Origin of the sequence: Belliella aquatica (assembly GCF_014637795.1) — a bacterium.
GTDB lineage: Bacteria > Bacteroidota > Bacteroidia > Cytophagales > Cyclobacteriaceae > Belliella > Belliella aquatica.
Map to the genome: position 1 here is coordinate 590,749 of NZ_BMFD01000001.1, position 12,462 is coordinate 603,210.

Annotated in this window: 7 protein-coding genes; 6 read left to right on the plus strand and 1 reads right to left on the minus strand. The window is 37.4% G+C overall.

Annotation, left to right across the window (positions count from 1 at the left end):
* The first annotated feature begins 19 nt into the window (after nt 1-19).
* The 3 genes from IEV57_RS02500 to IEV57_RS02510 all read left to right on the plus strand — a co-directional run bounded on the left by IEV57_RS02500 (nt 20) and on the right by IEV57_RS02510 (nt 4,141).
* Complete coding sequence (locus IEV57_RS02500) at nt 20-1,219, plus strand: Lnb N-terminal periplasmic domain-containing protein (RefSeq protein WP_188439294.1); 1,200 nt, start codon at nt 20-22, stop codon at nt 1,217-1,219.
* Between the two features lie 58 nt (nt 1,220-1,277).
* A complete protein-coding gene (uvrB, locus tag IEV57_RS02505) occupies nt 1,278-3,320 on the plus strand; it encodes an excinuclease ABC subunit UvrB (RefSeq protein WP_188439297.1) in 2,043 nt (680 codons plus the stop codon).
* A 185-nt stretch (nt 3,321-3,505) separates the two neighbouring features.
* Entirely contained in the window at nt 3,506-4,141 is a 636-nt protein-coding gene (locus IEV57_RS02510) for an AlbA family DNA-binding domain-containing protein (protein WP_188439299.1), read from the plus strand.
* Here the strand turns inward: IEV57_RS02510 and IEV57_RS02515 are convergent, their stop codons facing one another.
* The gene (locus tag IEV57_RS02515) at nt 4,142-5,056 is read right to left on the minus strand and encodes a 1-aminocyclopropane-1-carboxylate deaminase/D-cysteine desulfhydrase (RefSeq protein WP_188439301.1); all 915 of its coding nucleotides are present in this window, start codon (nt 5,054-5,056) and stop codon (nt 4,142-4,144) included.
* Nucleotides 5,057-5,118: 62 nt separating this feature from the next.
* Between IEV57_RS02515 and IEV57_RS02520 the strand changes: the two genes are divergently transcribed.
* The 3 genes from IEV57_RS02520 (at nt 5,119) to IEV57_RS02530 (ending at nt 12,355) form a co-directional block, all read left to right on the plus strand.
* A complete protein-coding gene (locus IEV57_RS02520; RefSeq protein ID WP_188439303.1) occupies nt 5,119-6,159 on the plus strand; it encodes an RluA family pseudouridine synthase in 1,041 nt (346 codons plus the stop codon).
* A gap of 545 nt (nt 6,160-6,704) precedes the next feature.
* A complete protein-coding gene (locus IEV57_RS02525) occupies nt 6,705-11,048 on the plus strand; it encodes an AsmA family protein (RefSeq protein ID WP_229744209.1) in 4,344 nt (1,447 codons plus the stop codon).
* A 56-nt stretch (nt 11,049-11,104) separates the two neighbouring features.
* Nucleotides 11,105-12,355 (plus strand): glycosyltransferase, encoded by a 1,251-nt coding sequence (locus IEV57_RS02530; RefSeq protein ID WP_188439306.1) that lies wholly within the window; start codon nt 11,105-11,107, stop codon nt 12,353-12,355.
* The last annotated feature ends 107 nt before the right edge of the window (nt 12,356-12,462 follow it).

Genomic DNA, 12,462 nt, shown 5'->3' on the forward strand with positions numbered 1-12,462 from the left:
AGGATATAAATTTAGTTTTATGAATAGTACTTTCAAAAAGCTTTTCCTCACTTATACGTTTATTTATACGTTTAGCTTTTTTGCACAAGCAGAGACTTATCAGGTTAGCCTCTTGACATGTGATCCTGGAGATGAGATTTACTCTGTGTTTGGGCACAGTGCGATCAGAATTATCAATCAGGAAACTGGGCAGGATTTAGTCTTCAACTATGGGACTTTTGACTTTAATGCTCCTTATTTCGTGGTCAAATTCACTCAGCGAACATTAGATTATATGCTTAGTGTGACGACGTTTGATCGTTTTATTTATGAATACCAATATTTTCAAAGAAATGTAAGGGAGCAAGTGCTCGACCTTAATCCGGATCAAACGCAAGAAATCATCAAGTTTCTGCAGATCAATGCCCTTCCAGAGAACAAGCTTTATCGCTACGATTTCTTTTATGACAATTGTGCTACGAGAGTTCGAGACCTTTTCGAAACGGTGCTAGGTAATCAACTTCAGTGGAATGATCAACCTAATGCTGAGGAAAAGTCTTTTAGGGAATTGATTGATGAATATGTTTATCCGCTGCCTTGGTATGATTTGGGGATAGATCTGGCTTTGGGGTCAGTGATCGATGCCCAAGCGAGTGAAAGGCATAAGCAATTTCTTCCAGATTATATGGAAGCAGCTTTCCAAAGAGCGATTATAGAAGGCGACGGACCTTCCCGACCTTTGGTGTTGTCACAAAGAACTATCCTAGAGTTTCCTGAGCGAAATACGGGTGGAAGTTTGTTCAATCCTTATTTGATCATGTGGCTGATTGCGATTGTCTTTATGGTAATCACTTATTTTGGCTATAAAAGGAAAAGGTTGTATGTAGGATTTGATGTGGCTTTATTTACAGTTTTGGGTCTTGTAGGCCTGTTGGTCGTGGTGCTTTGGTTCCTAACCTTCCATTCTCAAACCAAATGGAACTGGAATTTACTTTGGGCTTTTCCTTTGCATTTGGGATTGGTTTATGGTTTGTTGAAAAAAGAAGCATCCGTTTGGGTGAGGAAATATCTGATGTTTGCTTTGATTATGGCTGATGCGGCGGTTATCTTTTGGATACTTGGTTGGCAGTCTTTTCACCCTAGTTTGATTCCTATTTTATTGGTGATTATTCTTCGAACAAACTTCCTTTATTACAATTTTGAAAAATTCAAAAAGCACAAATTGAATATGGAAAAATAGATTTTTTCAAACTATTTGAGGGTCTTTCTTTGTTAAGCATGGATAGCGCAAAGACAACATGGATTTTAACTTACAATCAGAGTACAAACCTACCGGAGATCAGCCTGTTGCCATTGAGCAATTGGTTCATGGAGTGAATGAGGGAGATCCGGCTCAGGTTCTTTTAGGAGTGACGGGTTCTGGAAAAACTTTCACCATAGCCAATGTGATTCAGCAAGTCCAAAAACCGACTTTGGTTTTGAGTCACAACAAGACACTTGCAGCGCAATTGTACGGAGAGTTCAAGCAATTTTTCCCCGAGAATTCCGTAGAATACTTCATTTCTTACTACGACTATTATCAGCCGGAAGCTTTCATCCCTACAAGTGGAACTTACATCGAAAAGGATCTTTCGATCAATGAAGAAATTGAAAAATTGCGATTAAGCGCTACTTCGGCTTTATTATCAGGGAGACGAGATGTGATCGTGGTGGCATCTGTTTCTTGTATTTATGGTATTGGAAATCCGGAAGAGTTTGCCAAAAATGTGATCCGACTTCAAGAGGGAGATAGAATTCCAAGGAATCAATTGCTTTTTAAATTGGTGGACATTCTCTATAGCCGAACAAACAATGACCTTACCCACGGTACATTTCGGGTGAAAGGAGATACGGTTGATATATTTGTTGCTTATGCAGATTTTGCTTACAGAATTTTCTTTTGGGGTGATGAGATTGAAGCTATTCAGAGAGTAGACCCAGCTACTGGGAAGAAGATTTCTGATGAAAAAATTATTTCTATTTTCCCTGCTAACCTTTTCGTAACGGGCAGAGATGTCATTGACACCGCTATCCACGAAATTCAGGACGATATGATGGCTCAAGTTTCATTTTTTGAAAAAGATATGAAATTGATAGAGGCCAAGCGGCTAAAAGAACGGACTGAGTTTGATTTGGAAATGATCAGAGAGCTTGGATATTGTTCTGGAGTGGAAAATTACTCTCGCTACTTTGATCGCAGAATGCCAGGAACAAGGCCGTTCTGTTTGCTAGATTATTTTCCTGATGATTTTTTATTGGTGATAGATGAAAGTCACGTGACCCTGCCACAAGTTAGAGCGATGTGGGGTGGAGACAGGTCTAGAAAAGTGAACTTGGTAGATTATGGATTTAGATTACCATCGGCTTTGGACAATAGACCTTTGAAGTTTGATGAGTTTGAAAGTTTGACGAATCAAGTCATCTATGTCAGTGCTACACCGGCTGATTATGAATTGGCAAAAACAGAAGGAATTGTCGTCGAACAAATCATTCGACCAACAGGCTTGCTCGATCCATTGATTGAGGTGAGGCCGAGTGCCAATCAGATTGATGATTTACTGGAAGAAATTGATCAGACGATCAAGACTGATGCAAGAGTTTTGGTAACTACTTTAACGAAAAGGATGGCCGAAGAACTCCAGAAATATTTGGAGAGAACAGGTGTCAAAAGCAGATATATTCACTCAGAAGTGAAGCCTTTGGATAGGGTAGAGATTTTGAGAGAGCTTAGGCTCGGCGTATTTGATGTTTTGGTAGGAGTGAATTTGCTGAGAGAAGGGCTTGATTTACCTGAAGTTTCGTTGGTTGCAATCTTGGATGCGGACAAAGAAGGGTTTTTGAGAAATGAAAGGAGTTTGGTTCAGACGATTGGTCGTGCTGCTAGAAACGAAAATGGCAGAGTAATCATGTATGCTGATAAAGTTACTGATTCTATGAAACTGGCTATCGACGAAACTAAGCGAAGACGAGGAGTTCAGATGGAATACAATGAAAAACATGGTATCACTCCAACTACAATTCTCAAATCGAGAGACCGAATTATGGGTCAAACCAAGGTCGCTGATAGCAAAAAGAATGCGAAGCTTTATCAAGAGAATCTCGAACTCGAAGCTATGGTGGCAGCAGACCCGCTGGTACAATATCTCAGCAAAGAAAAGTTGGAGAAACTGATTGCATCCACGCAAAAGCAAATGGAAAAAGCGGCAAAAGAATTGAACTTCATGGAAGCTGCTCGTCTAAGAGACGAATGGCAAGGAATGAAAAATAGACTTGCTGATCTAGAAAGGGGAGTGAAGAAGTGAGAAGCAAGAGCTAAGAAGCTAGAACCAAGAGGAGAAACTAGATATGAGATGACTTGTCCGCCTAGGCGGATGAGATTTTCTAAATTGGTTTAAATATTCATTTGCCATGGGTATCAACCCATGGACTTTAATCCACCCTACCTATTTTCTCTTTATCCCAAATCCTTTCTAAAAACAAATTCAATATGACATTGCAAGAAATTCAGAGATATGCACAACAAGGGGAGGGCTTGAAGATAGAATTCAAGAAAAAAGCAGCCCATCCTGAGAAGATTGTGCGTGAAATTATTGCTTTGGCAAATACAGAAGGAGGGGTTTTGTTGCTTGGGGTGGACGATGATGGAACGGTAAGTGGTCAGCGATTTATCGAAGAGGAGATTTTTGTGATGGAGAAAGCGATCAAGGAATTAATTCTCCCAGTTTTGGAATACGAGGTGAAATTTTTCAAAATGAATCCCAAAAAAGGTGTGGCAGTCTTTCAGATTCCTAAATCACTTTCGAGGCCACATTACATCAAAGAAGGGGAAAAAAGGAAGGCATTTATCCGTGTAAAAGACAAGACTGTCCAAGCAAGTAAGGAAGTTTGGGAGATTTTGCGTAGGGGTAGAAATCCTAAAGATATGGTTTTTACTTACGGTCAAAAAGAAACCGTACTGATGCAAGCCTTGGCAGAAAAAGAAAAAATCACTGTCAAGGAATTTGCGGTTTTAGCCAAATTACCAAAGTTTTTAGCTTCAAAGACATTAGTAAGACTTACTCTAGCAAATGTCATTCAAATTGTCCCACAAGAAATCGAGGATTATTACATTTTAAAATCTTGATCAAAGCGGCAGGGAAGTTCCAAAGCGATGATTGAACCCAGCTAAACCCTGAAGCCCGCCTGTATGAATAATTAGAATTTTAGAGTCATTTTCGATTGTTTCATTTTTGATCAGCTCGAATAAGCCATAAATCATTTTCCCAGTATAAATCGGCTCCAAAGCAATTTCAAATTCTTTATAAAACCATTTGATGAAATCAATCAAATCAGCAGTGACTTTTCCATAGCCACCAAAGTGAAATTGATCTAAAATCTGGTATTTTCCCTTAGGGTTCACTTGCTGACTTTTCAATAGATCCTTGATTTCTGTATGAATAAAATCTCCTTTCAATGACGAGAACCCAAGGAGCGTCTGATGTTCTTCTATTGAATTGGCAAGTCCGGTAAAAGTGCCTCCGGTTCCTATAGAGCAAGTAATGTGTGTGAATTCAGCGTCTTTTTCTTCCAAAATCTCACTTGTTCCTTGGATCGCCTCAGCATTGGTTCCGCCTTCAGGGATATGATAGAAGTTTCCAAATTTTTCTTTGAGAGAAAATAAAAATTCTGGCTCAGTTTTTTTTCGATAGGCTTCTCTTGCTACATAATGAATCACCATCCCATTTTCTTTAGCCGATGCGAGCGTTGGGTTGAGAGGTAGTGTTTCTTCTCCCCGAATGATTCCAATGCTATGAAGCCCCAAAGATTTTGCAGCGGCAGCAGTTGCATAAATATGATTGGAATAGGCACCACCGAAGGTTAAAATGGTGTCGTGATTTTCAGAAATTGCTTCTTCAAGATTGTACTTAAGTTTGAAAAATTTATTGCCTGAAGCAAGTGGATGAATCTGATCCAAACGCTTGATCCAGACTTCTATATTTCTATTTTCCCAAAGTGGATAATTGATTTTCTGAGTGCTGATCGATTGTGGTATAAGCATAGAAAAGGTTTTTATATGAGTAAATATCCGAAACTTTGTTAAACAAGCCTTACTTTTGCGCTATGGCAGAGGAATTTGAATTAGAAAACTTCGATGAAGAGGAAGTTGAGCTTTTTGAGCATTACAGTTTTAATATAGACAAAAAACAGTCCTTGCTCAGGATTGATAAGTTTTTGACAGATCGAATTGCGAATTCAACAAGAAACAAGGTTCAAGTAGCAATAGATAATGGCCATGTACTGGTCAACGGAAAGACCGTGAAGTCTAATTACAAAATCAAACCTTTGGATGAAATCAAGGTGTTTCTTGAGAAGCCGGTGATGCATTCTGAGGTACTACCTGAAGAAATTCCTTTAGATATTATTTTTGAAGATGAGTACTTGTTGATCATCAATAAGCCTGCAGGTATGGTCGTACATCCTGCCCATGGTAACTGGACGGGCACTTTGGTCAATGGCCTAGTACATTATTTTAATCAATTGCCCGAGTTGCCTGGGAATAGTGGCCGTCCTGGTCTAGTTCATAGGATAGATAAAGACACGTCAGGCTTGCTGGTAATTGCAAAATCAGAAACAGCGATGACTGATCTTGCAAATCAATTTTTTCATCATACCATAGACCGAACTTATATTGCCTTGGTGTGGGGAGAACCTCAGGAAGACGAAGGGACAATCAATGCACACGTCGGACGCAGTGCGAAAGACCGAAAAGTGATGGCCGCTTTCCCTGATGGAAGTGAAGGCAAACATGCAATTACCCACTACAGCGTAATGAAAAGATTGCGCTATGTGTCTTTGATCCAATGTAACCTTGAGACTGGGAGGACGCACCAAATCCGTGCACACATGAAGCATATTGGTCATCCGCTTTTCAATGATGCAATGTATGGAGGAGATAAGATCAGAAAAGGGACACAGTTTTCGAAGTATAAATCTTTTATAGACAACTGTTTCAAAATCATCCCTAGACAAGCACTTCATGCCAAATCCTTAGGTTTTGTTCACCCGATTACCAAGGAAAGAATGTATTTTGAGGCCCCACTTCCTGAGGATTTTAGAGCTGTTTTAGAAAAATGGGAGCAGTATGTTATTTATGAAAATTAACAAATAGCAAAACATTTTCTTCTTAGAATGAAGAAAAACCTCTTTAGAGACATCTCTTTTATGAATCCGTAAAATTTATCAATATAATTATGTGATTTATAAAATTCCGCCTGTACATTCTAATATAATCAAAAGGAAACTTGATTTCCGTTATCAAGTTTTCAATAATCGAATTTTCGCAATCGTTATAATTATTGATCATTCATGATTTTAGGCTTAAAATTAAATTTAATGTAAATTTTTAGCCAATAAGTTGTAATATTTTCAAGAATAAAATTTAGTGCGTATATTTGTAGAGTAATAAGAAAAAAAAGTTTCTTTCAACTGTTTGAAGTGAGTTGGTCACGGTTCTTTAATAAATAGAAAAGAGGTTCGAATCCTTATCAATCAGCAGGTTATTTTGGGTTTATTGTTAATTGACTAAGCTATGGAATTCTATTTCATAGCTTTTTTTATGCAAAATTAGCAAATATCAGTTGTGATAAATCGAGCAAATTCTTCTTTTGCACATGATTTGTATTACTTTTACTTTAGTAGAAAGCACTATGAGTCAAGCAAAAAAAGAATCAAAAAAATCAAATCATGCAGGTAGGAGATTTCTCAAACCTCTTGTGATTGTTTTGTCGATTTTGTTGTTTTTACAAGTGGTCATTTATTTTACTTCCGACTTTTTTCTTCGGAGCTATTTGAAGCAAAAAGTCAGTGAAGCATCCGGAGAGAAGTACGAAATTGATTTTGACAAATTCTACATCTCACTTTTTCAGCGAGGGGTGATTTTAAAAGGTTTTTCCCTAATTCCTGTAGAAGAAGCTTTTGCAGAATTGACAGATATCCCTTATTACAAAATTTCAGCTCCAGAAATCTCCATTACTCGACTCAATTATCTTTTCAGAAAGAAAGAGCTTCAACTTGGGGCGATCAATTTGACAAGCCCTTCTATCGAATTCCGACTTGAAGATGAACTTGAAGAGTTGTTTAATGAAGGTGAAACTTCAGCTTTGAAACTGCTAGAGGAAGAAATTAAGAAGACCTTTGGAGATTTGGGTTTAGAAGAAATCCGAATCAAGAATCTTTTTGTGGATGATGCGGATTTACTTTTGCAAAATTTTATTTCTCAAAGAGCTATTCAAGTAGAAAATGCACATGTTCAGCTCAAGGATATTCAGCTTTTGAAAAAACGAGATCCTGAGACACCATTCAATGCGGAAGGTTTTGCTCTTGATCTAGAAAACTTCGAAATCCTACTGGCTGATTCGGTTCATACTGTTCGGGCTTCCGAAGTGCATATTTCATCATTGGAGCAATTTATCAAAGTTCAAAAAGTAGATATTATTCCAGACTTAACCCAAAAGTCGACAAACTATTTCGAAGTAAAATTAGAGGATTTAAATCTCACAGAAGCTGATATCAACAAAGTTTTCTATACCTCTGAAGTAGATATTGGAGCGCTAATGCTTTTGAGACCTGAGTTTAGCCTTTATTCTGCTGGAGTACAGCAAAAATCCGATAAAGGCATTTTTGATCTTTATGAATTGATAGAAGGTATTTTGGGATCCATTGCAATCAGAGACCTTCAAATTGTTGAGGGGAAATTTGTTCAGAGAGATTATCAAGATCAAGCAAATCACAGGATAAAGGCAAATGAGATAGACTTCATGATGCAAAATGTCTATGTCGGTCCTGATGAAAAGAGGAAAATCAATCAGTTTTTTTATGCACAAGATGCTGCTTTGGAGCTTCGTGAAGTAGAAGTAGCTCTTGGAGATAAGGTTCATATGATCAAAGGTGATTTTGTTTCTTTATCCTCTTTTACTGATGCAATAGAGATTACAGGAATGAAAATCTTGCCTGAGGAAAACGGCAATACAAATGACGATAGAACCCTTTTTGAAATCAATATTCCAGAGTTGCAGCTAAATGAGGCAGATCTTCGAAAGATTTATAATGAAGGGATCATCGATATACGGGAAATATATGTCAATCGACCTGAAATAATTTTGAGGGATGTTCAAGGAAATAACCAAGAGCGAAAACCTTTTGATCTTCAGGATTTGACAGAAGATTTTTTGAAAGCAATATATGTTGATCGCTTTGAAGTAAATGAAGGGTCTTTGGTTGTTGATAACAACTTGAGAGTGAGGCAAGATAGTCTTTCCTTTGGGAAGGTTAGTTTTGTTTTGGAGAAATTTGCTCTTGATGAAAAAGTAGATCGATATGGAAATAGGGATATCTTTTTCGCTGAAGAATTGCAAATCGAGCTGACTGATTATGCTTTGAAATTGGCGGATAATCTCCATGTATTCAAGGCAGATAGGCTGTTCTTAGATACAAAATCTTCCCAAGTTCAGATCGATGGGTTTTCAATTCGTCCCTTTGCGCCAAGTCAGATTCAAACAGCCCTTGATAGGTATGATAAACATACAGCTTTGGATATTTATGTTCCAAGGTTTACCGCTGTTGGAGTTGATATTTCAGAGGCTTACTTTAATAAAAAACTGAACATCAATCAAATTCGCATTCCTTCTCCAAAAATCAATATTTATACTTACCGATCAAAAGATGAAGAAAATGAGGAGAAAGTTGAAAGAGAGGAGCTTTTGAATTTATTAGAAAATTACTTTACAGAAGTATCTGTAGACTCTCTGATTTTGATTAAAGGAAGCCTTAACTATGAAAATACCATAAGGGATAGATTGAGGACATTTGCTGAAGATAATGTGAGTATTGCAGTGAAGAATTTCTTTATCGATCAAAATACAGATTCGGAAGATTTCAGGTCTTTATTTTCTGAGGAAGTAGATTTGAGTTTGAATAATTACGTTTTTAGCATTGCAGATGGGAAGTACAATATTGTCGCTGACAGGATTAATTTTAATACTTCGAGAGAAGAAATCATCACGTCCAATGTTAGGCTGACACCAAGTAGACAGGCAGATGTAAAGACACAAATCTCAGCTGTAATCCCAACACTCTCATTTACGGGGGTTGATTTGGAATCATTTCTATTTGAAAATAATCTTAATCTCAAAAAAGTAAAGTTTTCAGGTTCTTCGGTAAATATTCTAGTAGACAGAGATTTTGAAAATAAAGAAGTCAGCAATAGACAGAGAAACCGAGAGCGAATTTTACCCAAAACAATCAATGTCATCACCATCGATACCGTTTCTGCTGAAAATGCCAACTTCAGCCTTTCATACCAAGAGCAAGGGAGTAGAAGTGAGTTAGTCAAAACAGGAATTAATCTGTCTATTTTCGATTTTATGTTGGATTCTACTGTTCTGGCTAAGGGAGATATTTCCGGGTTTTTTGGTGGCTTAGCCTTAGATATAGATGAGTTTTGGCTGACGCTCTCAGACAGTGTGCATAGAGTCACTTTTTCAAAGGTAGAATTGGATACACGATATGAAGGAATTCTATTAAATAATTTAAGAATTATACCTCATTCTCTTTCTGGCAAGCCTGGGATTCCTGTGATTTCTGGGCATGTACCCACCGCTTTGATAAAGACTTCGGCTCTTGCAGATATTCAAATGCGGAAAGATTTATGGATTAGTGAGTTAAGATTATTTAGACCTGATATTGAGATTTTCTTAGATGAAGTTAAGGCTGAAAAAACTGAAGAAGAAGCAGAGGAAGATATAAAATCTGTTTTGGAAACGATTCGGATTGATGAATTTGAAATTGTGGAAGGTAATTTAGCTTTCTTTGATAAAAACTCTTCTAAAGAACCACAGCATTTTAAGGGACTCAATATTTCTCTAGATGAGCTTAAATTTGACCTTGACAACATGTCTGGTTTCGATAAGTTAGATCTTCTTGAGAAGGCTTTTGTAATAAATCTACCTGATTATAAATTTTTGACTAAAGACAGCATGAATGTCATTGAGATTGGTCTAGCAACTGTCTCAAATGATAGGATTTCGCTTCAAAATGTCAGTATGAAACCAAGAATGGGTCGTTTTTCATACACCAGGCAGGTTGGCAAGGAAGTAGATGTGATAGAACTTTTCATTCCCGAAATAATTATCCACCACCCAGATTTGCCACGTTTGATTGAAAGGCAGGAGCTGAGTGCAGTTTTACTTGAAGTATTGGATCTTGACGCGACCATTTACAGAGATAAGCGTTTTCCACTTCCTCAAGGCGTTTATAAATTCATGCCTCAAGAACTGATGAAGCAAGTTGGCATTGTCGCTCAACTAGACACATTACAATTAAGAAATGGTAATATTCGATATGTAGAGTTTCCTGAAAAGGGTCTGGTTCCAGGAGAGATTTATTTTTCTGAACTCTATGCTGCTGTTTACCCCTTTCATTTAGGAAAAAATCCAGCCGAATATGAAATCAAAAACGCTAATTTACTGGCAATGGCTAAGCTAAACGGTGAAGCTCAAATCAATTTGCAAGGTCAAATGTCTTTTGATGCTCCTTATCCCATGAATATCAATGCACAAATAGGTGAATTTGATTTGCGATCGATCAACTCAATCTTGGTTCCTAATGCATTTGCGAGGATAAGAGAAGGTCGTGTACAGAGTGGAGATTGGTCTTTTACTGCTGACAACAAAGAAGCGAAAGGAAGCATGCTCTTGCTCTACAATGATCTCAATGTGATGCTTTTGGACGAGAGGACACTTGAAAGAGGATTGGGAAGAAAAAAAATATTGACTTTTGTATTGAATGTATTTGCAGTGAAAAGCAACAACCCTCGTAAATTTCCTCGTAATACCGTTCGTGGATCGATCTACGAACCTCGCAATACTGAAAAATTCATCTTCAATTATTGGTGGACCACAACATTGTCTGGCTTGAAGGGAAGTCTTGGTCTTGGACAAGCCAAACCACCGAAAAAATTACCAATCTTAAAAAGGAAAGAAGATGAGAAGTAGTGGTTTTTCCCTAAAGACGTGTTGAAATAGTCATTAGCGAATAAAATATCTAGAAGATGAAGATTGCGATTTTGACATTGGGAACACGTGGAGATGTTCAGCCTTATGCTGTTTTGGGCAAAGCCCTCCAAGCAAGAGGTCATAAAGTAACTTTATCAACAGCAAAAAACTTTGAATCCCTTGTCAATTCTTACGGGATTGGATTCCAACCTGTAGAAGCAGACTTTCAAGAAGTATTGGCCTCCGATGAAGGGAAGAAAATGATGAAAGCCAATCCATTTACCATCAAAAGGAATCTAAAAACATGGATTTATCCATTAATTACCAACTCACTTAGTATATTTTATGCTTTGGCAAAAGACAGCGATATCGTCCTTTACCATGTCAAAACTTTGGCAGATACCTTTGCAGATCAGTTTCCTGAAAAGATGATTCGAGCATCTTTGTTGCCTATTGTAGAGCCCACAAAAGAATTTGCAAATCCAGCACTAAGCGGAATTCCCATTCCAAAATTCATGAATAGGTTGAGCTTTAAACTAGCAAACGCAAGTATCAAATTACTTTCTAAGCCAATCGGAGAATTCAGGGCAAATTTTAATTTACCGAAGAAATACCAACTTCCTGAGGTCAAGAATATTTATAATTTGAGTGAGCTATTTTTACCAACCCCAAAAGATTATCCCGACTCATCTCAATTCTCTGGATTTTGGTTTGAGGAAACAGAAGAGGATCTGCCTGAGGACCTGCAAGAGTTTCTTGAGAAGAGAGATTCACCACTTCTTGTTACTTTCGGAAGTATGCCTTTCAAATGTAAATTTGATTTGCAAGAAGCGATCTTAAAGCTGTCCACTCAATTAAATGTAAGGTTTGTTATAGTCAAAGGTTGGGGTTTTGACTCCACGGAAAATCTTGAAAATAATTCCTATATAAAGATAATTGACAATGCTCCTTATGAAAAATTGTTTCCGAGAGTAAAAGCGATTATACATCATGGAGGTATAGGTACAACATCGGAATGCCTTCGTGCGGGTAAGCCTTTTATGATTTGTCCCATACTTTATCCGATCGGTGACCAAGCATTTTGGGGAAAAGTATCATTCGAAATGGGGTTGGCAGTGAAGCCTGTTCCATTAGGCAAAATGACAGAAAGAAGCTTCTTAGAATCAGTCAAGGACCTTTTAATAATTGAAAAAAGGTATGAAAAAGCCATTCAGCTCAAGTTGGAATTAGATAAGGAAAACGGAATTCAAAAGACTATTGAAAAAATAGAAAGTATTTTTGTCGAAGGATTTGATAACATGAAATAAGCTTAATTTAAATATTTAAATCCAAGTGAATCACATATTTCGCCGAAGGCATATTCGTACAGTATTTCCACCTTATTTCACTTCTTCCACTAATATTCGGTATAATT

What these genes read in the sequence shown, in the direction of transcription:
- IEV57_RS02500 (WP_188439294.1), top strand. Translation starts at nt 20, where the DNA reads ATGAATAGTACTTTCAAAAAGCTTTTCCTCACTTATACGTTTATTTAT.
- uvrB (WP_188439297.1), top strand. Translation starts at nt 1,278, where the DNA reads ATGGATTTTAACTTACAATCAGAGTACAAACCTACCGGAGATCAGCCT.
- IEV57_RS02510 (WP_188439299.1), top strand. Translation starts at nt 3,506, where the DNA reads ATGACATTGCAAGAAATTCAGAGATATGCACAACAAGGGGAGGGCTTG.
- IEV57_RS02515 (WP_188439301.1), bottom strand. Translation starts at nt 5,056, where the DNA reads ATGCTTATACCACAATCGATCAGCACTCAGAAAATCAATTATCCACTT.
- IEV57_RS02520 (WP_188439303.1), top strand. Translation starts at nt 5,119, where the DNA reads ATGGCAGAGGAATTTGAATTAGAAAACTTCGATGAAGAGGAAGTTGAG.
- IEV57_RS02525 (WP_229744209.1), top strand. Translation starts at nt 6,705, where the DNA reads ATGAGTCAAGCAAAAAAAGAATCAAAAAAATCAAATCATGCAGGTAGG.
- IEV57_RS02530 (WP_188439306.1), top strand. Translation starts at nt 11,105, where the DNA reads ATGAAGATTGCGATTTTGACATTGGGAACACGTGGAGATGTTCAGCCT.